A 25,530-nucleotide genomic window follows, 5' to 3' on the forward strand; every position below is an offset into this window, starting at 1 on the left:
GGGGATGAAGAAGATGGCACAAGAAAAAGAAATACAATTTGAATTAAAAGATATTAGTTATAGTTATATAGATGGTGGTAAAAAACGTGTTATTCTCAATGGTTTATCCTATGCCTTTGAAAAGGGAAAGTTCTACACGATTTTAGGTCCATCAGGTTCAGGAAAGAGTACACTTCTAGCGTTGGCAAGTGCTCTTGATAAGCCCGAATCCGGTCGTATTGAATACGAAGGTCAAGATATTCAAAAGATTGGATTCACAAAATATCGACGAAACTGCATGGCGATTATTTTCCAAAAATATAACTTAACGGACTACCTTAATGGGGTTGAAAATGTTGAATCCAGTTTTTATATTACGGATAAAAAAGCACCACCAAATAAAAAAGAGCTTTCATATAAGATATTAAGTAGTGTAGGGATTGTTCAATCTAAAGCAGATCGTCGGGTTAACAAACTTTCCGGTGGAGAGCAGCAAAGGGTGGCTATAGCTAGAGCCCTAGCAAAAGACGTCTCCTTGGTTTTTGGTGATGAGCCGACGGGCGCACTAGATACCGCGACATCACATGAAGTTATTGAATTATTTAAGCGATTATCAAAAGAGTATGGCAAGACGATTATTCTTGTAACGCACTCCGATGAAGTTGCTGCATCTTCAGATATTGCATTACGTTTGCATGAGGGAAAACTGGAAGAGATGAAAGGAAACGCCTAATGTCAAAAGAACCTGGAAAAAAGAGTTTTTTAGACGAATTTTCTGAGCCGAAGCCTGAAAGCTTCGGCGAAGAAGTTTTTGTCGCCAATAAAAGAAATTATAAACCGATTATTATCGGAGGTTCCATAGGTATCGTCATTGTGATTATTCTTCTCTATTTCTTAGTCTTTAGAGGTGTTGAAGTTCCTGATATGAGTGAATGGAACGTCGGTCAGGTTAAAGAATGGACCGAAAAAAACAAAGTCACCTTAATTGCCAAACAGGCGTTTAATCTAGAAATAGACAATGATTATGTCGTAGAGCAAAGTGTAGCTCCAGGAGAGCGGATACGAAAAGGAAAAGAGCTTGAAGTTATTTTTTCTAAGGGAGCCGATCCAGAAGAAAAAATTCAAATGATTGACCTTGATAATGCTACTTATCCCGAGATTCAACAATGGGTAGAAGACAATCATTTGACAGGGGTCACGATCAAACGAGAAAATAGTGAAACCGTTGAAGCGGATGCCGTTATTGAATATAAAATTATTGATGGATCTGAAGACGACTTTTTACGTAAAAATCGTGTACGTATTACTGTTTCACGAGGACCTGAAGAAGTCTCAGATGTTATAAAAATCAAAGATTTCTACCGATCCACAAAAAATGAAGTGAATAAATGGGCAGAGGAAAATGATATTCTTGTATCTTTTTCAGAAGAAGAGAGTGAATATGTTGAAGCAGGGCTTGTTATTCGCCAAAGTGTTAAGGGTGGAGAAGAGATGCCAAGAAAAGACACGTTGGAAGTCGTAATCTCTCTTGGTGAATCCGTAGAACTCCCTGACTTTGTTGGGTTGACATCTTCAGAAGCCTCTAGTTTAGCTGGACTAAAAAATATTCAGATTTTTGTTCGAGAGGTAGACAGTACACGTGATTCTGGTCTTGTGGTATCTCAGGATTTAGAACCGGGAACGTCAATACTTAGTGATGAAATTGTTACGCTAAAAGTCTCAAAAGGTAATGCGAGTGTTCCAAGTTTTGTAAACCTTGATAAACAATCTGCAGAAGTCTTAGCCCAGTCAATGGATATAAAGGTCATCTTTAAAGAGGTGGAAACTGTAGATAAAACCAATGAGACTATTTTATCTCAAAGCATAAAAAAAGGTGCAATGATTGACGAAAGTGATACAGTTATTCTTGAAGTGGCTAAAAACTCAGGCGTTCAAGTAATTGATATGACTGAGATGTCGAAGTTTGAAGCGGAACTTTGGGCTACTCAAAATGAGATTTCATTGACTTTTATTGAACGTTATAGTGACCAATATCCATTTGATACACTTTTTGGTCAAAGTGTGGTTGAGGGCATCATACCGGCAGGAGAGCAAATGTATGTCTATCAATCCTTAGGCAAAATAACTATTGATAATTTTAAAGGGAAAAGCCGTCTGGAACTTCTTGACTGGCAGAAAAATATTAATTCTAAAGGGGGCAATGTATTAGTAACCTATGAATACGTTGTCGATACGAATGAAACCCGAGGAACCATTTTAGAGCAATCCATCAAAGAAGACTATATTGCATTAAATGCTATTGTTCATGTTGAAGTCTCAGGGACAGATAATGGTGTAATTGTACCGAAGATGGCATCATGGGACAAAGCTGAAATAGAAGCTTGGTGTGAACGTAACGATGTTCCTGTTCGCTTTGAAGAATACTATGATGAAGATGAACCGGCAGGTGAAATTATTTCACAAAATTACCGTGAAAAGCAAATTCCAAAGGATGAGCAACTTGTAATCCGCATCTCACTCGGACCATTGGGAATTCCGGATTTTGTTGGCAAAGGACGTCTTTCTTTATTAGAATGGGTTAATGAGGTAAACTCAAAAGGCGCAGATATCGAAGTGGACTTTAGCACAGTAAAAAATACTACAGAACCAAAAGGAACGATACTTTATCAGTCCGAGCGTGAAGAATATATTGATTTAGATGAAGAGATTGATGTAAAGATTTCCGGATTTGACGGAGGAACCTTTGTCCGTGACTTGACAGATTTATCTCTTGATGAAGCTGTAGCATGGTGTGCGGAGAATAAGATTGCTTTTGATATCGATAAAGTATATCATAGTACTGCAGATAAAGATATTGTAGTCGATCAAAGTTATAGCAATGATTACTTACCTATCGGAAAAACTTTAGTTATTGAAATATCTCAGGGGAAAGTACCTGTAGAAGATTTCACAGGAGAAAAAGTAAGTAAAATCCTAGAATGGCAAAAAGAAGTTAACCGCGAAGGGGCAAAGATTGATTTGGACTTTAATCGTTCATATGATAAAGACGATATTATTGTAGATCAATCGCCAAGTGGAGGTTATGCGGATGTTGGAGATGACATAAGAGTAACGCTTGAAGCGTTGCCTGAACCTGAGCCGACACCGGAACCAACACCAGAGCCAACGCCAGAGCCGGATCCGGAAGTGACGCCAACACCTGAACCGGAGGTTACGCCGGAACCGGAAACAACGCCTTAAATTAAAATATCAAGAATTATTGACAGACAATCTTAAAAAAATGTGAAAAAAGGTTGTCTGTCTTCCTTTTTTTAGCTATAATAAAGGTGTTGTGCATAAATAAAATTTTGTTCGTCAATTTTTGACGTCGAACCAACAATAAATAAAATAAGAAATAGGAGTATTGCCAATGAAAGTTTTAGTTATTAATTGTGGAAGTTCTTCACTCAAGTATCAGTTGTTAGACATGAAAGATCAATCTTTATTAGCGATCGGCCTTTGTGACCGTATCGGTTTGGATGGGTCAATGATTAAACATGAGCCTGTAGGAAAAGATAAAGTAAAATTATCAGTTCCAATGCCAACATACAAAGATGCGGTAGAAGCAGTTATTAGTGCATTATTGTCTAAAGAGCATGGTGTAATTGAATCAATGGATGAGATCTCAGCTGTTGGACACCGTGTCGTTCATGGTGCTGAATACTTTACGAATTCTGTACTTATTACAGATGAAGTTCTAGATACGTTACGTGAATGCTCAGAACTTGCACCATTACATAACCCAGCGAACATTTTGGGAATAGAACTTTTCCAAGAGATTCTTCCAAATGTACCGATGGTAGGTGTGTTTGATACAGCATTCCATCAAACAATGCCTGAAAAAGCATATTTATACGCAATACCATATGAATACTATAAAAAACATAAAATCCGTCGTTACGGTTTCCACGGAACATCACACAAATATGTGTCACAACGTGTGGCTGAGATCTTGGACAAAGACGTTAAAGATTTAAAGACAGTTGTTTGTCACTTAGGAAATGGTGCAAGTCTATGTGCTGTTGATGGTGGGAAATCAGTGGATACGACAATGGGATTAACACCACTTGAAGGACTTATGATGGGAACACGTAGTGGAGACATCGATCCTGCTATTATTCAATTCTTAGCTAAAAAAGAAAACATGGAACTTGACGAAGTTATTAATGTTTTAAACAAAAAATCAGGTGCGCTTGGTGTATATATGGAATCAAGTGACTTTAGAGTTATCGAAGATGCTATTGAAGAAGGAGACAAACAAGCACGTCTTACAATGGATATCTTTGAATACCGTGTTGCAAAATATATTGGATCCTATGCAGTTGCTATGGGTGGATTAGATGTTGTTGCATTTGCTGGTGGTCTTGGTGAGAACTACCCATTAATGCGTACAAATATCTGTAATTACTTAAAGTTCTTAGGATGTAAGATTAATGTCGAAGACAATCAATTCCGTAGCAAAGAGCGTGTGTTCTCAACAGATGACTCAAGTGTTGTTGCAATGGTTGTTCCTACCAATGAAGAATTGATGATTGCACGCGAAACATTTGAAATCGTTAGCGAATAAAATAAGTCAGAATACAAACATTATATAAAATATATAATAAAATAGATATAAAGCAATATGCCCCGTCCTTCCAGAAGTTAGAGCTAAATAAGCTGACTGTTGGAAGGACGGGGCATATGTTATATAAAAGGTTAAGGTGTTAAAAATCTAGAAGTAGAGATCACGCTCACCATTGGCAATACGCTCAAGGCGTGCAACCGTATTGGCACGCATTTTTTCACTAGGTATTTTTTCAATGTTTTCAGTGATAACTTGGTTGCCCAATGCTTTTAAATCTTCATCGCAATAATCTTCTAAGTATTCCTTGAGCGTCATCAGTGCGTTGGGGTGACATAGATTTTGGATAGCTCCTGTTTTGGCAACTTGCATAAAACGATCGCCTGTTCTACCGGCACGGTAACAAGCCGTACAATAACTAGGAAGGTAGCCTTTTTCAAGAAGGGATTTGATGATGACTTCATGTGGGCGTTCATCAGCAAGTTCAAACTGATTTTCTATACGTGCTTCCTCATGATAACCGCCGACATCTGTTTTTGAACCGGCGCTAATTTGGGAGACACCAAGATTAATGACTTCTTCTCTAAAGCTGGCCTCTTCACGTGTAGATAGGATAATACCTGTATATGGAACGGCCAAACGTATAATGGCAACAAGTTTTTTAAATTCAGCATCCGTCACTGCATAAGGCATTTTATTTACATCAACATTGTTGGCTTTTCGAATACGAGGGACACTAATGGTATGTGGACCTACACCAAATGTTTCTTCAAGATGATCTTTATGCATCATCAAGGCCAAAACCTCAAAACGATAATCATATAAACCAAAGAGTGCGCCGATGCCCACATCATCAATACCACCTTCCATAGCTCTATCCATTGCGGTTAAGTGATAGAGATAATTTGATTTAGCCCCATGGGGGTGATATTTTTTATAGGTATCTTCATGGTAGGTTTCTTGGAATAGTGTGTAGGTTCCTATTTCAGCCTCTTTTAATCGGCGGTAGTTTTCAACAGTCGTTGCTGCAATGTTAACATTGATACGGCGAAGAGACGTACCGTCTTGCTTGCTGTCATATAAAACTTTCATAGCGTTGACCACATAATCAACAGGACAGTTTTCATCGTCTTCACCTGCTTCAAGAACAATACGTTTATGTCCCATTTTAATAATTTCTTTTGCTTCTTGCGCAAGTTCTTGATCCGACAGCTTTTTGCGATGCAAATTGTTTGAACATTTATAACCGCAATAGAGACATCCATTGGTACAGTAGTTTGAGATATATAGCGGAGCAAACATAACAATACGGTTTCCATAGATACTTTGCTTGATTTTTTTTGCGGCATGATAGATTTCATCTAGGTGAGCTGGGTCTGTTACGCGAAGGAGCGTAGCAACTTCAGTCATATCTAAACCTTGAGATTTCAAAGATTTTTGAACGATAGAAGTCACTTCCTCATATGTCGGAAGTGTGTGATTGCTTAAAAGTTGGTGGATCTTAGCTTCATCAATAAATTTTTTTTGTGTGTTCATAATATTCCTTTCCTATGACAATTTATTTTGATTCGTCCCAAATCATTTTGGCTTGAGTAAAAGGTTCTAAGGCACGGTCAAGAATTCCATGAACCTGTGCGATAAGAACACCATAATTTACAATCGGAACACCTTCTTCCTGTGAAGAATGTATTCGATAATTCATGGCCTTGGAATTGAGCATACATCCACCACAATGAATCACCAATTTGTAGCCGGACAAGTTATCTTTAAAACCTACACCGGCGGTGTGTTCAAATTGAAGTTTTTTTCCTGTTGACTGTGTGAGCCAGCGAGGAATTTTTACTGTTCCGATATCATCAGCCTGGCGGTGATGGGTACATCCTTCGGCGATGAGAACTTTATCGCCATCTTCCAAACGATTGATCGCTGCAGCGCCTTGAATTAGTGCGTTAAGATCTCCTTTGTGTCGGGCAAAAAGTATGGAAAAAGATGTGAGTAAAACATCATCGGGAGTTTCCTTGGAGACTTGCTCAAAGGCTTGGGAATCAGTAATGACAAGAGCAGGCTTTGTACCAAGTTGCGCCAATGTTGTAGCTAATTCAGTTTCTTTTGTCACGATTGCGATAGCGCCATGGTCTAAAATATCTCGAACAGTTTGCTGCTGGGGGAGGATAATTCTACCCTTAGGGGCAGCAGAATCAATAGGAGTTACTAGAACAACAAAATCTCCAGGGTTAATTAAATCGCCGACCAGCTTGTGCGAATGTATTTCTTGAGGGCTATGTTTAATAATCAAATCCTTGATTGAATCTATGCCTTGACTTGATTGAGCAGAGGCAGTTATAAAAGGGATGTCAAATTTTTGGCTATAGTCAGTACACTTTTCTTGTAATAGCGTTGAAGCATTGTTGATGGCATCAACCTTATTTAAAATTCCGATACAGGCAATATTGCGTTGTTTTATAGCGTGTAAAAGTTCAATATCTGATGCATGAAGAGGTTGGTTGATATCAAACACGATTAATGCGACATCTGTTTTTTCAAGAACGTCCATTGTTTTTTTCTGACGGAGGACGCCAAGAGTACTTTCATCATTGATTCCAGCGGTATCAATGAGAACAACCGGACCGATAGGAAGAATTTCCATAGCTTTGTATACCGGATCGGTAGTAGTGCCCTTGACTTTAGATACCAAGGCGATATCTTGTCCGGTCATTGCATTAATGAGGCTAGACTTTCCGGCGTTGGTCTGCCCAAAAAAAGCAATATGTAATCGATTAGAGCGAGGGGTAGTATTCATAAACATCTCCTTTATCATGGATGGTTCATTACAAGATTTTTAAAAAAGGGTATAAAAAAAGCAACAATCTCATTGGTAGATTTAATCATCCAAAAAGATGGTTATATTAACAAGGTATCCAGGTTCTTAGAGGGTAAGTCTTTGAAATTGGATTTTGTTATAATTTTAACCATATTTTACATCATTTGTTAGGGACTCGTCAAGTGTATTTCGAAGGTTTCTTCATTCCTAGAGGAATAGTTACATTTTGTATAGAATATAGATAAAATGCGTTCCTATATGTGAGATATTAAATCACTATTTGACACGGCTTCGGATTAGATATATTATTAGTTAATAGAAGAAACAGTTTGGAGGAATTATATGAGTGAACCAGTGTTACAAACAGCGGATCGGGCACTTCACGTTTTAGAGCTATTAGCGGAAGAAGGGATGACCGCATCAGAGATACAAAAAAAGTTAGAGTTAAATAAAAGTACGGTACATCGACTCATGATGACGCTCCTTAATCGGGGATTTGTCGAACGTAATGAAGCAACAGGTATATATCAGATTGGACTTAAACTAGTAGAGATTAGTAGTATTCGTCTAAATCATGTAGAGTTAAAGACCGAGGCAGTGCCATATTTACATCATCTAGCCAATAAAGTAAACCAGTCAGTACAATTGGCTATTTTTGATGAAGATGAAGCCGTGTTTATAGAAAAAGTTGAAAAGTACAAATCCTTTCATATGTATTGTCAAATAGGCAAGCGCATTCCAATTTATTGTTCTGCCGTTGGTAAGTCTTTGATGCTTGATCGTCCTGATCAAGAAATCATCAAAATATTAAAACAAACAGCTCTGGTTCCATTTACAAAAAATACAAAAACCTCAATTGAAGAAGTGATGCAAGATATATATCGTGGTCGACAAGAAGGGTATACCCGAGATGAAGCGGAACATGAAGAAAATGTATACTGTGTATCTATGCCGGTATATGACTATCGGAGTCGAATTGTTGCAGCTGTTAGCATTACAGGTTTTTCGGATGAGGTCTTTCAAGAAGAAGGAGAGTCTGTTCGTGACGCATTGGCAAATACATGTATGGAGATATCAAAGCGGCTAGGATATACACCAAAATAGCAAGGGTGTCCCGATATGTGAAACCAAGGTCCCATTATTGAGAAATGGATTGACGTTACTTCCTAAAGATGCTATAATTATTTTGAAAATGAAACCTCGTTTCATATAATGAAACCAAAAAACATGCAGTAAAAGGAGAAAGATATGATTGTAAGAGAACCTTCAAATTCAAAAGATGCAAAACACTATACAACCGACAGATTACGTGATGAGTTTTTAATCCAAGACTTATTTATTCCTAATAAAATACAACGAGTATATAGCCATATTGACCGAATCATTACGATGGGATTCTGTCCGGAAAATGAAGCACTAGAATTAGGACAAGGCCTTGAGATTATGAAGTCTCTAGGAACAGAGTATTTCTTGGAACGTCGTGAACTTGGAACGATTAATGTAGGTGGAGCAGGTAAAGTATCTGTTGATGGCGAAGTGTATGAATTAAATAGCCGTGATGGATTATACGTAGGAATGGGTGCAAAAGAAGTCGTATTTACTAGTGATGATCCAAAAAATCCAGCGAAGTTCTATACACTTAGTGCGCCTGCACACAAAACATATCCTAATAAGCACATTGATATTACTAAAGCAAAAGCAGTTCCAATGGGTGATTCAAAAGCGTCTAACAAACGTACGATTTATCAATTCATTCATCCAGATGTGTTACCAACATGTCAGTTGACAATGGGATTAACAGAACTTGAAGAAGGTAACGTATGGAATACAATGCCATGCCACACACATGAGCGTCGTATGGAAGTATATTTCTACTTTGACCTTCCAGAAGATGGTGTTGTTTTCCATTACATGGGTGAACCATCAGAGACACGTCACATTGTGCTTCGAAATGAAGAAGCGGTTATCTCACCAAGCTGGTCAATCCATTCCGGTTGTGGTACACAAGCATATACCTTTATCTGGGGTATGGTTGGAGAAAACCAAACATTTAATGATATGGACCACGTTGATATGAAAAACGATTTACGATAAAGGAGATAGAGTATGAGTATAATGAATACTTTTTCGTTAGAAGGAAAAATTGCTTTAGTTACTGGAGCATCTTATGGAATTGGCTTTGCTATGGCAAAGGCATATGCACAAGCAGGTGCAACAATTGTATTTAATGACCGTAATCAAGAAGCGGTAGATAAAGGATTAGCTGCATACCAAGAAGAGAATATTAAAGCGCATGGTTATGTGTGTGATGTAACGGATGAAGCGGCAGTTGAAAAAATGGTTGCTCAAATCGAAAAAGAAGTAGGGATTATTGATATTCTTGTTAACAATGCTGGAATCATTAAGCGTATCCCAATGATTGAGATGTCAGCTGAAGACTTTAGACAAGTTATTGATGTTGACCTTAACGGACCATTTATCATGGCAAAATCCGTTATTCCAAGTATGATTAAAAAAGGCGGCGGAAAGATTATTAACATCTGCTCCATGATGAGTGAATTAGGACGTGAAACTGTATCTGCATATGCAGCTGCAAAAGGTGGTCTTAAGATGTTAACAAAGAATATTGCGTCTGAGTATGGTGAGTATAACATTCAATGTAACGGTATTGGACCAGGTTATATTGCTACACCTCAAACAGCGCCTTTACGTGAAGATGGACATCCATTTAACAGCTTCATTATTGCAAAGACACCAGCAGCACGTTGGGGAACACCAGAAGACTTAATGGGTCCAGCTGTTTTCTTGGCGTCAAATGCATCAGATTTTGTTAATGGACATGTACTTTATGTCGATGGTGGTATCTTAGCTTATATTGGAAAACAACCAAAATAAATAATATACATTTGGAATAAACCTACTTATTTATGTAGGTTTATTTCAATTAAGAAGATGTCTGACAACAGACAACAATAAGGAGGCTTTCATATGAAAAAGGATTTTGATGTAATAACATTTGGAGAATCGATGGTTTTGTTTAGTCCGGATGAAAAAGGACCGTTACGACATATTCACCACTTTAGTAAGGCAATAGCTGGAGCGGAGTCTAATGTTGCTATTGCCCTGGCTCGATTAGGGACTAAGGTGGGGTGGTTTTCAAAAGTGGGGCATGATGAGTTTGGCAGCTACTTAGAATTTATGATTAGGGGTGAAGGGGTAGATGTCTCACGTCTCAAGCGTGATGAAACACATGCGACCGGGTTGGTATTTAAAGAAGTCTTTGAGCATGTTAATCCTAATGTGTATTATTATAGAAAGAATTCGGCAGCAAGTTACCTATCTAAAGAAGATATTGACTTTGAATACATATGTTCGGCAAAAATCCTGCATATTACAGGTATTACAGCGGCTATATCTACATCAGCACGGGAAGCTTTGTTTGCAGCCATTGACGTGGCAAAAAAAGCCGGTGTATTGATTTCCTTTGACCCTAACATTCGTCTTAAGCTATGGTCGGCTCAAGAAGCCAAAGCAACGCTACTTAAGATTTGTGAACAAACAGATATACTATTCCCGGGCATTGAAGAAAGTGAGATTCTTCTTGGAACAACCGATGTTGACCAGATTTTAACTCGGTTTCATGAGATGGGGATACAACAGGTCGCCTTAAAAATGGGGAAAAAAGGATGTGTGGTTTCCGATGGTCAACATCAAGAATTTGTTCCGGGATATGTTGTTGAACAAGTGGAAGATAGTGTCGGTGCAGGTGATGGATTTGCAGCGGGATATTTAAACAGTTACTTAAAAGGTTTATCTATTCAAGAGTGTGGCGACTTTGCTAATGGTGTAGGAGCGATGGCAACCTTAGTTCGTGGTGACAGTGAAGGCTTTCCTACATATGAGCAACTCTTGGCATTTACAAATAAAATCGAGCACATTGACAGATGATTTATAAGCGGTTAAACTAAAGATAAAGCTATAAGCAAAACCTATGATTGCTAGAAGGAGTAGTATGTGAAAACATTTGGTCGATTCTGGAATTCGCTGTCCATCAAAATTAAACTATTGTCATATTTCTTTACAATTCTAGCAATTGTAAGTTTATTTAGTTTGTACTTAAATCATAATAATTATCAAATTGTTGACCAATTTAATGCGACAATGACGAATTATTATGAAATCAGTCAACTGCTGATGATGAATCAAGAAGGGAAAAAAGCCGTTGAAAGCTATATCAATGAACGAAGTCCATCCGAACGTCAATATTATGAAGAGAATCTTATTAAAATAGAAAGAACAATCGATACACTGGATAAAAAATATAATTCGTTGGAAAGCCAGTTTGCCATCAATGCGATTCGAAATTCAGTTTTTTCATACAATTTGAAGTGGCAATTATCGATGAATCAAAGAGAAAATGGAATTGCAACCTATTATAGAACTTTTTATGAAGGCGAACGTATTGAACAATATACGGAAAAATATATTGAGGAACTATTATATATTAGCCTGCGCGAGGGCGATGAACTATATAATAGGTTAGCAAATGAAGCAAATGTTATGCGACGTATTTCGTTAATATTAATTGCACTTTTTTTTCTAATCTCTTTATTTATCGGAGTTTTATTTGCAAACTATCTCATCAATCCTATAAAAAAATTAGCCAAAGCATCCATTCGCATCTCTTCAGGAGACTTAGATATTGAAGCGATACATATTGATTCCCAGGATGAAGTCGGTGTCTTGGCGGATTCGTTTAATATTATGAGCCAAAGTATTAATTCCTTGGTGTCCGATTTGAAGCAAAAAGTAATTATCGAAAAGAAACTGCATGAAGAAGAATTACACTTGTTACAAATGAAGCAGTTGCTAAAAGACTCACAGTTTCAAGCGCTACAGTCTCAAATCAATCCGCATTTTCTATTTAATACCTTAAATACAATTTCTCGAACGGCAATGTTTGAAAGCGCAGAAGATACTCTAAAACTAACACAAGCTTTAGCACAGCTGTTTCGCTATAAGCTAAGAAATGATAAATCCATGATTCCTATTAAAGAGGAATTGGATATTATTGATGAGTATGTGTATCTTCAACAAGTTCGGTTTAAAGAGCGTTTGGAATACGAACGGATCGTAGAGCCATCGTGTGAAAAAATATTGGTCCCTATATTTACCTTACAGCCTTTGATTGAGAATGCGATTATACACGGAATTGAACCTAAGATCAAAGGTGGGAAAATACGTGTCAGAATCTATCAACAAGAGCAGTATAATAAGGTGTATGTGGTAATGCAGATTATGGATAGCGGTATTGGAATGGATAAAGAACGGTTAAAAGAAGTATTAAAATTTGATACGATAAATAATCGTAGCATTGGAGTAAATAATGTCTATCAACGTTTTAAATTGACCTTTCAAAATAAATGCTCTTTTAAAATTTTAAGTAAGAAAAATATGGGTACATTTATTGAGATGAAGTTTGAAATCGAAAATCAGGAGAGTGAACTATGATAAAAAAAGGAATCGTATTTTGTTCGGGCATTATCATGCTCATTGTTTTTTTAAGTAGCTGCTCTTTTGTAAAAAAAGAAAGTGTGATTGAGCCCGAATACATTTTAAGGATGGCAGAAGCCCATCCTGAAGGTTACCCTACAACTCGAGCAGATGAAGAATTTGCCCGTTTGGTTGGAGAGCTTTCCCAAGGACGGATTAAGATTGTGGTCTATCCAGATCAAGCATTAGGCTCAGAGGCAGATGTCATTGAACAGATGTTGTTTGGAGGAGTCGATCTAGCGCGTGTAAGCTTGGCACCCATATCCGAAGAGGCAAACATATTAAACGTATTGTATTTACCTTATATCTATGAAGATAAGGACCATATGCTTCGTGTCCTTCGCGGTGAGATTGGTGATGAAATATTGCAAGCCATTGAAAAAGATGGTTTCATTGGTTTTGGATGGTTTGAAGCCGGAGCGCGAAGTTTTTATAATACAAAAAAACCGATAAAAACCCTTGAAGATCTTCAAGGAATGAAAGTTCGGGTCCATGAAAGCCAATTAATGTTTGAGATGGCAGATGCTTTGGGTGCAAGTGGCGTCAAGATGCCCTACGGTGAGGTTTATCGTGCACTTCAGCTTGGCGAGATTGATGGGGCAGAAAATAACCCGCCAAGTTATCATACCTCAGAGCACTATAAGATTGCAAAATATTATTCGATTGATGAACATGTGCGTGTACCGGAACTTATTGTGGGAAGTAAAGTTTCATTAGCTAAGCTATCAAAAGAGGATTTAGGCATTATCCGTAAAGCTGCAATTCAAACCCAAATATATCAACAAAAGCTTTGGGAAGAAGGCGAACAAAGCTCATTAAAATTTCTTGAGGAACACGGAGTTCAGATTAATTATATTGAAGATAAGTCTGAATTTATAAAAGCGGTTCAACCTTTGTATGACAAGTATAAGGTACGGTATGGTGAACTTATTGAACGAATTCGTAAGGAATAGAAATTGTTGTTGACATTTGAACACAAAGATGATATTTTGAAAATCACAGCTTTAATGAAGTGTAATATAGAAAGGGTGATATAATGAACCGCGTTGAAGTTTTAGGACGATGGAAAAAAGAAAAATCAGAAGAGCTTTATGGCATAAAAAATTGGGGTGGCGGATATTTTTCGATTTCAGATGAAGGTGAAGTTCGCATTAATATGCAAAAAGGATCTGAAAAAGGATCTGTAAGCCTTATGGAGATTGCAGCCGGAATTAAAGAGCGGGGACTGGATATGCCCGTTTTATTAAGAATAGAAAATTTACTCGATGCGCAAATTACATACTTAAATGAGTCTTTTCGTCATGCCATGAATACGTTAAATTATAAAGGTGTGTATCAAGGGGTTTATCCAATTAAGGTGAATCAGCAGCAAGAAGTGGTAAGAGAAGTCGCAAAGTTTGGGCAGCGTTACCACCACGGCTTAGAGGTTGGAAGTAAACCGGAGTTAATTGCTGCGCTTTCAGAGCTAAAAGATAAAGATGCTTGTCTTATTTGTAATGGCTACAAAGATGAAGAGTTCATTGACCTTGGACTTTATGCCAATAAAATGGGATATCGATGCTTTTTTGTCATCGAGATTCCAGGAGAACTTGATCTAATTCTTGAACGGGCAGAGGCTTTAAATATTCAACCAAACATTGGGGTACGTATCAAGTTATCTGCAAAAGCCGGAGGACATTGGACGGATTCAGGTGGAGACCAAAGTATTTTTGGACTTAACATGAACCAAGTTATTGAGATTGTTGATGAACTTAAAGCAAAGAATATGCTAAATAGCCTGAAGCTAATGCACTATCACCTAGGATCACAGATTCCTAATATTCGTGATATTCGTTCAGCAGTACAAGAAGCTTCAAGAGTATATGCGGAGTTGGTAAAAGAAGGCGCACCGATGGGATACTTGGACTTAGGGGGCGGTTTGGCAGTCGATTATGACGGTTCAAATACGAACTTTGCCCACAGTCGAAACTATTCTGTTGAAGAATACTGTACAGATATTGTTGAGGCCGTAATGACAGTGATGGACAATGCCCAGATTGACCACCCAACGATTGTTACAGAATCCGGGCGAGCGTTAGTTGCATACTATTCTGTGCTTTTATTCAATGTTCTTGATGTAGCTTCTTATCAAGAATATGATATTCCTGAGACTTTGGATGAATCCGTTCCGGAGCAGATACGTAACCTTCATGAAGTGAATAAAGTCTTAAAAACAAAAAATCTTCAAGAATGTTATAATGATGCTTTATATTATCGCGATATTATTCGAGATATGTTTAACCATGGACGCTTAGGACTTAGGGATCGAGCGTTTGCAGAGAAGATTTTTTGGAATATTATTCAAAGAATAGCTAAAGATAAGTCGAAGTTAAAGTATATTCCACAAGAACTTGAAGATATTGATAGTGCGATTGCAGATATCTACTACTGTAACTTTTCTGTATTTCAATCCATTCCCGATAGTTGGGCAATTGACCAGCTCTTTCCGATTATGCCGATACACCGCTTATTGGAAATTCCTAAACGTAATGCAGTTGTAGCAGATATTACCTGTGATTGTGATGGAAATATTGATAGTTTTATAGATATGCATGATGTGAAAAAAACATTGCCGTTACATGATCTAAACCCGAATGAAGACTATTTTCTAGGGGTCTTTTTAGTGGGGGCGTATCAAGAGACGCTCGGAGATTTGCATAATTTATTTGGTGATACCAACGTGGTTAGTATTCGTCTCAATAAGGAAGGTGGATATGAGTTCATCAGTGAGATTGAGGGCGATACAGTAGAAGATGTACTGACATATGTTGAATATGATGCCAAAGAGATGCGGCGTAATTTCCGACAATCGGCAGAGGAAGCTGTGCGGGATGGGTTAATATCCCCTGCAGACCGACGCGATATTGTCGGAGCCTATGAAAATGGACTTCGTGGGTATACATATTATGAACGTTAATTTTTAAGTAGACAAGACAAAAATAGCATAAAATGTTATACTATAAATAATAATTTTTAGGAGGTTAGTAAAGTGGGAAAAGCTCTTATTATCGGTGCAGGTGGCGTAGCAAATGTTGTCGTTCACAAGTGCTGTCAAAATTCAGATGTATTTGAAGAAATATGTATTGCAAGTCGTACACAATCAAAGTGTATCGCAATAAAAGATTCGGTGAAAGACACAACCACCAAGATTCAAACGGCGCAGGTGGATGCAGACAAAACAGAAGAAGTCGTTGCACTTATTCGCCAATTTGAACCGGATATTGTCATTAATGTGGCACTACCCTACCAAGATTTAACTATTATGGATGCATGCCTAGAGACCGGTGTAGATTATCTGGATACAGCTAACTACGAGCCGCCGGAGGTACCAAAATTTGAATATAAATGGCAATGGGCATATAGAGAAAAATTTGAAAAAGCTGGCTTAACAGCAGTTCTTGGAAGTGGATTTGATCCTGGGGTAACAGGTGTTTTTTCAGCATATGCGATGAAGCATTATTTTGATGAAATTCACTATATAGATATCGTTGATGCCAATGCAGGCGATCATGGATACCCATTTGCAACGAACTTTAATCCAGAGATTAATATTCGTGAAATCACGGCCAATGGTCGGTATTTTGAAGAAGGCGACTGGGTTGAGACCAAGCCGTTGGAAGTGAAAAAAGTCTACGATTTACCTGAGATTGGACCCAAAGACATATATTTATTGTACCATGAGGAACTAGAATCTTTGGCACAAAATATTAAAGGGATTAAACGTATTCGCTTCTTTATGACGTTCTCAGAAAAGTATATTAATCACTTAACGGTTTTACAAAACGTAGGCATGACATCCATTGAACCGGTAATGTTTGAAGGCAAAGAAATTCAACCGTTGCAGTTTTTAAAAGCGGTTCTTCCAGACCCAGCTTCGTTAGGTCCAAGAACAAAAGGAAAGACAAACATAGGATGTATTATTCAGGGAATAAAAGATGGTGAACCTAAGAGCTATTATGTCTATAATGTTTGCGACCATCAAGTATGCTACAAAGAAGTAGGTTCACAAGCCATTTCTTATACAACAGGTGTTCCTGCAATGATCGGAGCAAAGCTTGTTCTTGAAGGAAAATGGAAGAAGCCGGGAGTATACAATGTGGAAGAGTTTGATCCAGATCCATTTATGGAAGAATTAAATAAACAAGGTCTTCCTTGGAAAGAAGAATTCAATCCGACATTATTAGATGATTAAGTAGGAAGATATAAAGGGTGAACTATGGATTACGGAATAAATGAAAACGATATCAAAAAAATACACAAGGTTATGACACCAGCATATGTTGTCGATGAGCGCTTACTGCGTAAAAACTTAGAAACCCTTGATTATGTACAACAGTCAACAGGATGTAAAATCCTGTTGGCTCTAAAAGGGTTTTCAATGTATTCGGTGTTTCCTTTGGTTGGAAATTACTTGGCGGGAATTACAAGTAGCTCATTATTTGAAGCGCGATTAGGTTTTGAAGAGATGGGCAAAGAAGTGCACATTTATTCACCGGCATATCGTGAAGATGAGTTTGATGAAATCATGACTTATTGCGAGCATATTGTTTTTAATTCCATTGACCAATATAATCAATTTAAAGGTAAAATAGCCAGTACCGATAAACACATCGAATGTGGTCTTCGTGTGAATCCGGAGTATTCGGAAATCGAGACGACAATATATGATCCATGTGCGATTTATTCTCGTCTGGGAACAACAGCAGACCAGTTTAGTGAAGAGGATCTAGAAGGCATTGACGGCTTGCATTTTCATGCAATGTGTGAACAAAACTCAGATACCTTAGAACGTGTAATGGAAGTTGTTGAAGAAAAATTCGGAAAATATTTTTATCAAATGAAATGGGTCAATTTTGGTGGAGGACACCATGTGACACGAGCTGATTATGATGTGGAACGATTGATTCAAATCATTCATCGTATTAAGACAAAATATGATGTGGAAGTATATCTTGAACCGGGAGAAGCGATTGCATTAAACACAGGTTTTTTGGTTACCAAAGTTCTTGATATTGTGCATAATGGGATGGATATAGCTATAACGGATGCTTCGGCAGCATGCCATATGCCAGATGTTATTGAAATGCCATACCGACCCATGATTATTGGCTCTGGTCTTCCAGATGAAAAGAGATACACCTATAGACTCGGTGGGACGACGTGTCTATCAGGAGATATTATAGGCGATTACTCTTTTGATGAGCCGCTAAAGATTGGTGATGCTTTGATTTTTACAGATATGGCGCATTATACTATGGTTAAGAATAACATGTTTAATGGAGTGAATCTACCTTCTATTGCGTTGTTAAATGATCAAGGCATACGTATTGTCAAAGAATTTGGATATGATGATTATAAACGAAGACTATAAACGAAGACTATAAATGAAGCCTATAAACGAAGCCTGTAGGTAATGAATGTGAAGGTGATCTTATGCGATTAACAGCAGATATAGCACAAGATAATATAGTACATTTGCCTGATAAGAGTGTGCCCGAAAAGAGCGTGACCGCGGGAAAGGCGACAATAGCAAACAATGAAAAATTACCTGCGAATAAAATTGTTGCGCCGCAGCAACGTCTGGAAACATTAAAAAAACACTTTGATGAGAAAACATTAAAGCGTATGGGAGTTGTAGAATGTACAACGTGTGCGACGAGGACGTATCAAGATGAATCCGATGATTCTGGAGTTTCTTTTCAATCACCGACGCGATTAAGTCCTGAACGGGCAAGTAGCGCTGTACGCAATCATGAACAAGAACATGTTGTACGTGAACAAGCCAGTGCAGAAAAAGAAAACAAAGAAATCGTCAGTCAAAGTGTACAAATTTTCCATTCGACGTGTCCGGAATGCGGAACCAGCTATGTATCTGGAGGCGTTACTCGAACAACGACTTCAGAAAAAAAGCAGATGCAAGCAGAAGCTTATCAAGGGCCTATACAGGAAAAGACTATAGGCAACTTAGTTGACTATAGTCTTTGATTGATAAAGCATATTATTGAAGATATTTGATAATATCTTTTGGTGATGCGACACGTCCTGAGAATTTAACTTCCTCATCGACCACAAGAGCCGGAGTGCTCATAACGCCATATGCCATAATTTTTTCAAAGTCTTCGACTTTTTCTACAGTTGCATCTAAATTAAGCTCTTTAAGAGCTTTTTTTGTGTTCATTTCTAATTTCTTACAATTTGGACAACCGGAACCTAAAATTTTTATAATCATATTAATCTCCTTTTGGTATGATAAAGTATTTGTTTATATAAATAGATAGCCCAGTGCATTGAATGCAAATCCAATAATGAGTATACCTATAGTAACAATAGTGGTAAAGATAACTAATAGTTTGGGTTTAACGACTTTTTTTAACATAATCAGTGAAGGAAGCGATAGCGCAGTTACTGCCATCATGAAGCTTAGAGCAGTCCCGATACCAACACCTTTTGTGACAAGCGCTTCAGCGATGGGTAATGTTCCAAAAATATCTGCATACATGGGGATACCTACCAGTGTAGCTAAAAATACAGAATACCACTTGTCTTGTCCAAGAAGGGCGCTAATAATATCTTGTGGAATCCAATTATGGATGAGCGCGCCAATTCCGACACCTACAAGAATGTAGAGCCATACTTTTTTTATGATATCAAGGACCTGATCTTTTGCAAAACCAAGGCGCTCATTTCGTGTTAGAGATGCTTGAGACGCTTCCATAAGCTTGTTTTTATATACAAAAGGTTCTACATATTTTTCCAGTTTTAATCGACTGATGAGACTCCCACCAATGACGGCAAGAATAAGTCCGACCAAAACATAGGCAAGAGCGATGCGCCAATTAAATATACTAGCTAAGAGTAGCACAGAGGCAAGATCAACTAACGGAGAAGAAATTAAAAAAGAAAAAGTAACACCAATAGGAAGCCCCGCACTTGTAAAGCCAATAAATAAAGGAATAGAAGAGCAGGAACAAAAGGGCGTGATCGTTCCTAAAAGTGCAGCGAGGATATTGGCGCTTAATCCATTAAAACGTCCTAAGATTTTTCGGGTACGTTCAGGTGGAAAAAAGCTTTGAATATATGAAATTGTAAAAATTAATACGGAAAGTAGTATAAAGATTTTAATAACATCATAAATAAAAAAGTGAATACTACCACCAAGTTGTGTGTCGATATCTAGCCCAAGTATTTTCTCAACAAAGGATTGAACGCCCCTAGAGAGCCAATCCATTTTTAAGAGCTGATTGTTAAGCCATTGAAAAACTTTCATGTTGTCTTCCTTTCATTTTGGATGAACTGCACTTTTATTGAATGTCACGTAATGACTCAAGTGAACATTGATCAATGTATTTTTCTTTGTCGAGCAAGCGTTGACTATCTTGAAAAAGTACAGGATAATCCATGGTGTGTTTGAGCAAATAGTCCAGAGTGTGGTTTAATAAATGATTTGTTTTTTTTAGACGATAAAAAACAAATTTTTCTTTGCGTTCGTCGGTGACAAGGTTCATATCACGTAACTTTGCAAGGACTTTTGACACCTTGGGTTGAGGTTGATCAAGAATTCCGCAAAGTTCACAGACGCATAATTCTTCTTGATAGATAAGCGTGATAACACGCATACGTGTCTCGTCAGACAATAATTTGAATATAGCAGTTAAGTCCATAGCAAACTCCTTTAAATAATCATATGCACATATTGGAATACGAATATATTACCAAGAGTCCTTGCAGCTGTCAAGTATTTTTTGTTTATCTGTTCAGTATAAAAAAATACTTGATAAAAAACTAACAAAGTTATTGAAATAGTCTTTACTTGTTGTGATATTGTGATATAATTAACAATGCAAAATAAATTGTGTAGTACACAGTGTTTAGGAGGTCATTATGATTGAAATATGTATTGGTAGTGCATGCCATTTAAAAGGATCTTATAATGTAATACAAGATATGAAACGACTGATTGCAGAACATCAATTGGAAGAAAAAGTAGAGCTTAAATCTTCTTTTTGTCTCGGTTCGTGTGGTTCAGGTGTCAGTATTCGTGTGGATGGAGAAAAAATCTATTCTATTCAAGCCGATGAAACGGAAGCTTTTTTTAACAAGTATATTGGAGGAGACTTGTTATGATGAAGTTCATTGAGTTTGATAAGGAAAAATGCGACAGTTGTTATAAGTGTCTTCGTATTTGCCCGACAAAGGCGATTAGTTTTAATAAATCAGAACGCAAAATAATCGATTCATTGTGTATTAAATGTGGATTATGCCAAGCTTCATGTCCTCAAGAAGCATTAAAAATTACAAGTCAAGTGGATTATGTTCAATCCATGATTGATGCAAAAGAAACGGTTGTTGTTTCGATTGCACCTTCTTTTGTGGGAGCATTTGGACTGAGTCAACCCGGGAAAATGGTGACTGCATTAAAAAAAGTTGGTTTTAGCCATGTTGAGGAAACTGCATTTGGTGCAGAAATAATTGCAAATCATTATGACGCATGTATTGAGAAAAATACACAGAAAAATTACATCACCAGCTGTTGTCCTTCCGCGAATTATCTGATTGAGGAATACTATCCAATGCTTATTCCATATGTTATACCTGTTGTATCTCCTATGATTGCACATGGCCGAAGTATTAAGAAGCGTTATGGCGCCAATGTAAAAACTGTATTTATTGGTCCATGCTTAGCAAAGATGGCAGAGGCAGAAGAACTCCCAGATGCTATTGATGCAGTGGTTACCTTTGAAGAATTAGAGTTAGTGTTTAAATCGGAACATATTATTCTAAGTGAATGTGAAGTGGATACTTTCGATGCAGTTGGCAGTCAGCGGGGAAGGGCATTTCCTTTGGGAGGAAGCTTAAGAAATCCCAAGAATGAACGCCGTGAAGACCATGAACTTCGTTTTATTCATGTTGATGGTATTGATAATTGTAAGGAAGTTCTCAATGAACTTCGCTTAGGCAATATTGAGCATTGCTGTATTGAAATGAATATTTGTGACGGAAGTTGTATCAACGGACCGGATATGCCTAAAAATTACCTGGGACGCTTTCAAAAAGAAATATATATGCGGGAATATGCAAAGCAAAAAGATGATGCATGGTTTGTAGAGAATAATACGATGCGCAACAATATTCATACAGATGAGCCATTAGATATCGAGCGAAGCTTTACGGATTTACAAAAAAATCAGCAAGAACCTAATTCGTTGATTGTTCGTGAAATTATGCGAAAGATGGGAAAATACACATCAAAAGATGAGTTGAACTGTGGAGCTTGCGGATATAAAGCGTGCTACGATAAAGCAAAAGCCGTCTATTTTGGATATTCAGATATTGAAACATGCTTGCCCTACTTAAGAGAAAAAGCAGAAAGCCTACAGAATGTTATGATAGAAAATAGCCCGAATGGTGTTCTTGTAATTGATAATAATTTAACAATAAGAGAGGTCAATCCTAGCTTCAATCAGTTGTTCAATCAAGAACAATTGCCGGTAAAGGACATGCCTATTCAATTGTTCTTAAATGATCAAGTGTTTATTGATAATATCAAGGAAAATCTGTATATAAAGAATAAAAAAATATACTTTGAAGAAACAAATCGTTATTTTATTATCAATATGGTGTGCTTAGAAGAAACGAATCAACGGATTATCTTTTTAACGGATATAACAGGCGATGAAAAGCGGAGAAAAGAGTTTCATGAAGCCAAAGAAAAGACATTATCAAAAACTCAGGAAGTTATCGACAAGCAGATGCGTGTTGCCCAAGAAATTGCGAGTCTACTCGGTGAGACAACAGCAGAGACAAAGATGAGTTTGAAAAGTCTTAATCAATTGTTTTTAGATGACGGAGGTGTATTTTAATGTCAATGACTCCCATGTTTGTGGAAGTTGGACATAATAGCTTAAATAAAAAAGATGAGGAACTGTGTGGAGATAAGGTTGAGGTTTTTCAATCGGATGAACGTACAATTATCGTCCTTGCAGATGGATTAGGCAGTGGCGTCAAGGCCAATATTTTGGCAACACTAACGTCAAAGATTGCGATTACGATGTTGATTAAAGGGGCAGATATTGAAGAAGTTATTGACACAATCGCCCATACTTTACCGGTGTGTAAAGTGCGAGAAATCGCATACTCTACATTTTCAATTATTGAGATTGATCGGCAGTTAAAATGTAAGATTTTTGAATCTGAAAATCCACCGTTCTTTTTTTTACGAAAAGGAAAGCTGTTAATTCCGGAAAAACGTGAAGTAAAAATTATGGATAAAACGATTGTCCTAACAGAATTGCAACTGCAAGAAGAGGATATTATCTATTTGTGTAGCGATGGAGTAATTCATGCAGGTGTTGGACAGACATTAAACTTTGGATGGCAATGGGAACATGTTGCAAGCTACATTACAAAAAATCAAAAGATGAATGCGGAACTATTAAGTCGCCGCCTGCTTAATGCATGCAATGATTTATATGAAGGGTTACCGGGAGATGATACGACGATTGTCACTGTCAAAATTCGAAAACCCGTCCAATTGCTTTTGTTTACGGGACCGCCGGTTGATCAAAAAAGAGATGCACAAATTGTTCGTCAGTTCATGAAAAGTACGGGCAAAAAAGTTGTCTGCGGCGGAACGGCAGCAAATATTGTATCACGTGAGCTTGGGGAACCTATCCATACGTGTATGGACTATTTAGATCCGACGATTCCACCGATTGCACACATAAAAGGGTTAGACTTAGTAACAGAGGGTGTACTGACAATTCAAAGAACCATTGAACTGCTTGAGCAATTTGCAGAGCGCAAGATACGCTTGTCCGATCTTGGAAAAGATGGCGCAAGCCTCTTATGTAAAATATTTATTGAAGAAGCAACACATGTTGATTTATGGTTAGGCAAGGCTATTAATGGAGCACATCAAAATCCGGATTTTCCTAAAGAGTTGAGCTTGAAAATCAATCTTGTGCAAGAACTGGTTTGTGCACTGGAAAAAATAGGGAAAAAAGCGAAGATTCGTTATATTTCGGAGGTTAAGCATGAGAAAATATGAAAATAGAGTACAGAAGATAAAAAATGAAGTGTATGCAAAAGTGAGTGAGTACGCATTTGAAGACACCTTAACGAACCATGTATTGGCAATACCTGCAGAGTTAAATCAAGGGCCTAATGCTTCTTTACGCTGTTGTGTGTATCATGAACGCGCAGTAACTGCAGAGCGGGTGCAGATGAGTATGGGAGGCGATGCGCTAAACCCAAATATTATTGAAGTACTTGAATCGGCATGTGATCAATGTATGGAACATCGATTTGTCGTCACAGAAGCGTGTCGAGGATGTTTGGCCCATCGTTGTCAAGCGGCCTGTCCAAAGCATGCCATTAGCTTTATTAATAATCGCGCGATTATTGACTATGATAAATGTATTGAATGTGGTCGTTGCCATAGTGCCTGTCCATATAATGCAATCAGCGATGTATTAAGACCGTGTATACGTGTATGTCCAACCAAGGCCATCTCTATAGATGAAAACAAAAAAGCTGTCATCGATGAAAAAAAATGTATTCGATGTGGTGCATGTGTCTACAGCTGTCCCTTTGGAGCAATGCAAGATAAGTCAGAACTGCTTGAAGTGATTGACCATCTTAAGAAACAAAAAAAACCGATCTATGCAATGATTGCACCTGCTATTGCCACCCAATTTGAAGATGTATCCCTAGGACAAGTAGTTACAGCGTTAAAAAACTTAGGGTTTAAAGATGTTGTCGAGGTAGCTCTTGGAGCAGATATGGTCGCTATCCATGAGGCAGAGGAGTTTGTTGAACATATTGAACAGGACAAAGGATTTATGACGACATCCTGTTGTCCGGCCTTTGTTCGTTACGTCCATCAAGAATTTCCCGAGATTGCCAACCATATCTCAACGACAATATCTCCAATGGTGGCAACGGCACGTTTGATTAAATCCATTGACCCTGAGGCAGCAGTTGTCTTTGTAGGACCTTGTATTGCCAAAAAAGAGGAAGAACTCTTCTGGGAAGGAGAACGTTGTGTAGACTATGTATTGACGTTTGAAGAATTAATTGGAATTGTTCGCTCAAGACATATTGATGTTACGGCGCTTGAAGCATCACCATTAAACAATGCATCCTATTATGGAAGAAACTTTGCCACTTCAGGTGGTGTTGCAAAGGCGGTTTCCCAGATTCTTAAGACCAAAGATACAGAGTTATCCTATGATGTATTGGTGTGCAATGGTATTGCTGAATGTAAAAAAGCCTTGACTCAGGCAAAGCTTGGGCGTTTAGGCAATGTTCTTATTGAAGGTATGGCGTGTGAAGGTGGCTGTATCAAAGGACCGGTAACGATGCAATATGGACCGATTGATCGGAAAAAATTGGAGAATTATTGTAAAGAAGCACTGGAAGAAAAGTCCGAAGAAGCGATTGATATTTTTTCAGACCACAAGATTTCTATGATACGGGAAGGTCAGTCTTGCTAAGCGAACAAAAAAATGCTAAACTTCAATAAGATAAAGGAGCT

Annotated in this window: 22 protein-coding genes; 17 read left to right on the top strand and 5 right to left on the bottom strand. The window is 37.7% G+C overall.

What is annotated here, in order from left to right; genetic code table 11:
* Window positions 1–13: 13 nt before the first annotated feature.
* From QBE53_05695 to QBE53_05705, 3 genes are all read left to right on the top strand, one after another.
* Window positions 14–712 carry an ABC transporter ATP-binding protein gene (locus QBE53_05695; GenBank protein WZL82602.1) on the top strand — a complete coding sequence of 233 codons (699 nt, stop codon included), beginning with the start codon at window positions 14–16 and terminating at the stop codon, window positions 710–712.
* Window positions 712–3,219 carry a PASTA domain-containing protein gene (locus tag QBE53_05700; protein WZL82603.1) on the top strand — a complete coding sequence of 836 codons (2,508 nt, stop codon included), beginning with the start codon at window positions 712–714 and terminating at the stop codon, window positions 3,217–3,219. The genes QBE53_05695 and QBE53_05700 overlap by 1 nt, the downstream gene beginning before the upstream one ends.
* A gap of 169 nt (window positions 3,220–3,388) precedes the next feature.
* On the top strand, window positions 3,389–4,585 hold the full coding sequence (locus QBE53_05705) for an acetate kinase (protein WZL82604.1): 1,197 nt from the start codon (window positions 3,389–3,391) through the stop codon (window positions 4,583–4,585).
* Window positions 4,586–4,732: 147 nt separating this feature from the next.
* Here QBE53_05705 and hydG read toward each other — a convergent pair whose 3' ends face one another.
* Together hydG and hydF are read right to left on the bottom strand one after the other, a co-directional pair.
* Entirely contained in the window at window positions 4,733–6,118 is a 1,386-nt protein-coding gene (hydG, locus tag QBE53_05710; GenBank protein ID WZL82605.1) for a [FeFe] hydrogenase H-cluster radical SAM maturase HydG, read from the bottom strand.
* Between the two features lie 22 nt (window positions 6,119–6,140).
* The gene (gene hydF / locus QBE53_05715; protein ID WZL82606.1) at window positions 6,141–7,388 is read right to left on the bottom strand and encodes a [FeFe] hydrogenase H-cluster maturation GTPase HydF; all 1,248 of its coding nucleotides are present in this window, start codon (window positions 7,386–7,388) and stop codon (window positions 6,141–6,143) included.
* A 357-nt stretch (window positions 7,389–7,745) separates the two neighbouring features.
* Between hydF and QBE53_05720 the strand changes: the two genes are divergently transcribed.
* From QBE53_05720 to QBE53_05765, 10 genes are all read left to right on the top strand, one after another.
* Window positions 7,746–8,507, top strand: a complete 762-nt coding sequence (locus tag QBE53_05720) for an IclR family transcriptional regulator (GenBank protein ID WZL82607.1) — start codon at window positions 7,746–7,748, stop codon at window positions 8,505–8,507.
* Between the two features lie 144 nt (window positions 8,508–8,651).
* Window positions 8,652–9,497 carry a 5-dehydro-4-deoxy-D-glucuronate isomerase gene (kduI, locus tag QBE53_05725; protein ID WZL82608.1) on the top strand — a complete coding sequence of 282 codons (846 nt, stop codon included), beginning with the start codon at window positions 8,652–8,654 and terminating at the stop codon, window positions 9,495–9,497.
* A gap of 12 nt (window positions 9,498–9,509) precedes the next feature.
* Complete coding sequence (locus QBE53_05730; GenBank protein ID WZL82609.1) at window positions 9,510–10,298, top strand: gluconate 5-dehydrogenase; 789 nt, start codon at window positions 9,510–9,512, stop codon at window positions 10,296–10,298.
* 93 nt (window positions 10,299–10,391) lie between these two features.
* Window positions 10,392–11,351, top strand: coding sequence for a sugar kinase (locus QBE53_05735; GenBank protein WZL82610.1), 960 nt, complete (start codon window positions 10,392–10,394; stop codon window positions 11,349–11,351).
* A 66-nt stretch (window positions 11,352–11,417) separates the two neighbouring features.
* The gene (locus QBE53_05740) at window positions 11,418–12,914 is read left to right on the top strand and encodes a histidine kinase (protein ID WZL82611.1); all 1,497 of its coding nucleotides are present in this window, start codon (window positions 11,418–11,420) and stop codon (window positions 12,912–12,914) included.
* Entirely contained in the window at window positions 12,911–13,909 is a 999-nt protein-coding gene (locus QBE53_05745) for a TRAP transporter substrate-binding protein (protein ID WZL82612.1), read from the top strand. Before QBE53_05740 ends, QBE53_05745 begins: the two co-directional genes overlap by 4 nt.
* Window positions 13,910–13,992: 83 nt before the next feature.
* Window positions 13,993–15,912, top strand: a complete 1,920-nt coding sequence (gene speA, locus QBE53_05750) for a biosynthetic arginine decarboxylase (protein WZL82613.1) — start codon at window positions 13,993–13,995, stop codon at window positions 15,910–15,912.
* 72 nt (window positions 15,913–15,984) lie between these two features.
* A complete protein-coding gene (locus tag QBE53_05755; GenBank protein WZL82614.1) occupies window positions 15,985–17,187 on the top strand; it encodes a saccharopine dehydrogenase family protein in 1,203 nt (400 codons plus the stop codon).
* 24 nt (window positions 17,188–17,211) lie between these two features.
* The gene (gene nspC, locus QBE53_05760) at window positions 17,212–18,366 is read left to right on the top strand and encodes a carboxynorspermidine decarboxylase (protein ID WZL82615.1); all 1,155 of its coding nucleotides are present in this window, start codon (window positions 17,212–17,214) and stop codon (window positions 18,364–18,366) included.
* A gap of 62 nt (window positions 18,367–18,428) precedes the next feature.
* Complete coding sequence (locus QBE53_05765) at window positions 18,429–18,980, top strand: hypothetical protein (protein WZL82616.1); 552 nt, start codon at window positions 18,429–18,431, stop codon at window positions 18,978–18,980.
* Between the two features lie 13 nt (window positions 18,981–18,993).
* Here QBE53_05765 and QBE53_05770 read toward each other — a convergent pair whose 3' ends face one another.
* Genes QBE53_05770 through QBE53_05780 form a run of 3 tightly spaced genes read right to left on the bottom strand, consistent with a single transcriptional unit; the run spans window position 18,994 to window position 20,656 of the window.
* Window positions 18,994–19,224, bottom strand: a complete 231-nt coding sequence (locus tag QBE53_05770; protein ID WZL82617.1) for a thioredoxin family protein — start codon at window positions 19,222–19,224, stop codon at window positions 18,994–18,996.
* 33 nt (window positions 19,225–19,257) lie between these two features.
* Window positions 19,258–20,262: a permease gene (locus tag QBE53_05775; GenBank protein WZL82618.1), complete on the bottom strand. Its 1,005-nt coding sequence runs from the start codon at window positions 20,260–20,262 to the stop codon at window positions 19,258–19,260.
* 34 nt (window positions 20,263–20,296) lie between these two features.
* Window positions 20,297–20,656, bottom strand: coding sequence for a metalloregulator ArsR/SmtB family transcription factor (locus QBE53_05780; protein ID WZL82619.1), 360 nt, complete (start codon window positions 20,654–20,656; stop codon window positions 20,297–20,299).
* Window positions 20,657–20,876: 220 nt separating this feature from the next.
* On the opposite strand from QBE53_05780, the gene QBE53_05785 reads away from it, so the two are divergent.
* From QBE53_05785 to QBE53_05800, 4 genes are read left to right on the top strand one after another with little or no spacing between them, the layout of a single operon-like run.
* Window positions 20,877–21,119 (top strand): (2Fe-2S) ferredoxin domain-containing protein, encoded by a 243-nt coding sequence (locus QBE53_05785; protein WZL82620.1) that lies wholly within the window; start codon window positions 20,877–20,879, stop codon window positions 21,117–21,119.
* A complete protein-coding gene (locus QBE53_05790; GenBank protein ID WZL82621.1) occupies window positions 21,116–22,855 on the top strand; it encodes a [Fe-Fe] hydrogenase large subunit C-terminal domain-containing protein in 1,740 nt (579 codons plus the stop codon). Before QBE53_05785 ends, QBE53_05790 begins: the two co-directional genes overlap by 4 nt.
* A complete protein-coding gene (locus tag QBE53_05795; GenBank protein ID WZL82622.1) occupies window positions 22,855–24,042 on the top strand; it encodes a PP2C family protein-serine/threonine phosphatase in 1,188 nt (395 codons plus the stop codon). The genes QBE53_05790 and QBE53_05795 overlap by 1 nt, the downstream gene beginning before the upstream one ends.
* Window positions 24,029–25,489: a 4Fe-4S dicluster domain-containing protein gene (locus QBE53_05800; GenBank protein WZL82623.1), complete on the top strand. Its 1,461-nt coding sequence runs from the start codon at window positions 24,029–24,031 to the stop codon at window positions 25,487–25,489. The genes QBE53_05795 and QBE53_05800 overlap by 14 nt, the downstream gene beginning before the upstream one ends.
* The last annotated feature ends 41 nt before the right edge of the window (window positions 25,490–25,530 follow it).

This window comes from Vallitaleaceae bacterium 9-2 (assembly GCA_038396585.1).
In the GTDB taxonomy this organism is placed as follows: domain Bacteria; phylum Bacillota; class Clostridia; order Lachnospirales; family Vallitaleaceae; genus UBA1351.

Excerpts from the sequence above, each read along its gene's own strand:
- QBE53_05800 (WZL82623.1), top strand. The coding sequence starts at position 24,029 with ATGAGAAAATATGAAAATAGAGTACAGAAGATAAAAAATGAAGTGTAT.
- QBE53_05735 (WZL82610.1), top strand. The coding sequence starts at position 10,392 with ATGAAAAAGGATTTTGATGTAATAACATTTGGAGAATCGATGGTTTTG.
- speA (WZL82613.1), top strand. The coding sequence starts at position 13,993 with ATGAACCGCGTTGAAGTTTTAGGACGATGGAAAAAAGAAAAATCAGAA.
- kduI (WZL82608.1), top strand. The coding sequence starts at position 8,652 with ATGATTGTAAGAGAACCTTCAAATTCAAAAGATGCAAAACACTATACA.
- QBE53_05745 (WZL82612.1), top strand. The coding sequence starts at position 12,911 with ATGATAAAAAAAGGAATCGTATTTTGTTCGGGCATTATCATGCTCATT.
- QBE53_05775 (WZL82618.1), bottom strand. The coding sequence starts at position 20,262 with ATGAAAGTTTTTCAATGGCTTAACAATCAGCTCTTAAAAATGGATTGG.
- QBE53_05700 (WZL82603.1), top strand. The coding sequence starts at position 712 with ATGTCAAAAGAACCTGGAAAAAAGAGTTTTTTAGACGAATTTTCTGAG.
- QBE53_05730 (WZL82609.1), top strand. The coding sequence starts at position 9,510 with ATGAGTATAATGAATACTTTTTCGTTAGAAGGAAAAATTGCTTTAGTT.
- QBE53_05695 (WZL82602.1), top strand. The coding sequence starts at position 14 with ATGGCACAAGAAAAAGAAATACAATTTGAATTAAAAGATATTAGTTAT.
- QBE53_05720 (WZL82607.1), top strand. The coding sequence starts at position 7,746 with ATGAGTGAACCAGTGTTACAAACAGCGGATCGGGCACTTCACGTTTTA.
- hydG (WZL82605.1), bottom strand. The coding sequence starts at position 6,118 with ATGAACACACAAAAAAAATTTATTGATGAAGCTAAGATCCACCAACTT.
- QBE53_05790 (WZL82621.1), top strand. The coding sequence starts at position 21,116 with ATGATGAAGTTCATTGAGTTTGATAAGGAAAAATGCGACAGTTGTTAT.
- QBE53_05795 (WZL82622.1), top strand. The coding sequence starts at position 22,855 with ATGTCAATGACTCCCATGTTTGTGGAAGTTGGACATAATAGCTTAAAT.
- QBE53_05780 (WZL82619.1), bottom strand. The coding sequence starts at position 20,656 with ATGGACTTAACTGCTATATTCAAATTATTGTCTGACGAGACACGTATG.
- hydF (WZL82606.1), bottom strand. The coding sequence starts at position 7,388 with ATGTTTATGAATACTACCCCTCGCTCTAATCGATTACATATTGCTTTT.
- QBE53_05705 (WZL82604.1), top strand. The coding sequence starts at position 3,389 with ATGAAAGTTTTAGTTATTAATTGTGGAAGTTCTTCACTCAAGTATCAG.
- QBE53_05770 (WZL82617.1), bottom strand. The coding sequence starts at position 19,224 with ATGATTATAAAAATTTTAGGTTCCGGTTGTCCAAATTGTAAGAAATTA.
- QBE53_05765 (WZL82616.1), top strand. The coding sequence starts at position 18,429 with ATGCGATTAACAGCAGATATAGCACAAGATAATATAGTACATTTGCCT.
- nspC (WZL82615.1), top strand. The coding sequence starts at position 17,212 with ATGGATTACGGAATAAATGAAAACGATATCAAAAAAATACACAAGGTT.
- QBE53_05785 (WZL82620.1), top strand. The coding sequence starts at position 20,877 with ATGATTGAAATATGTATTGGTAGTGCATGCCATTTAAAAGGATCTTAT.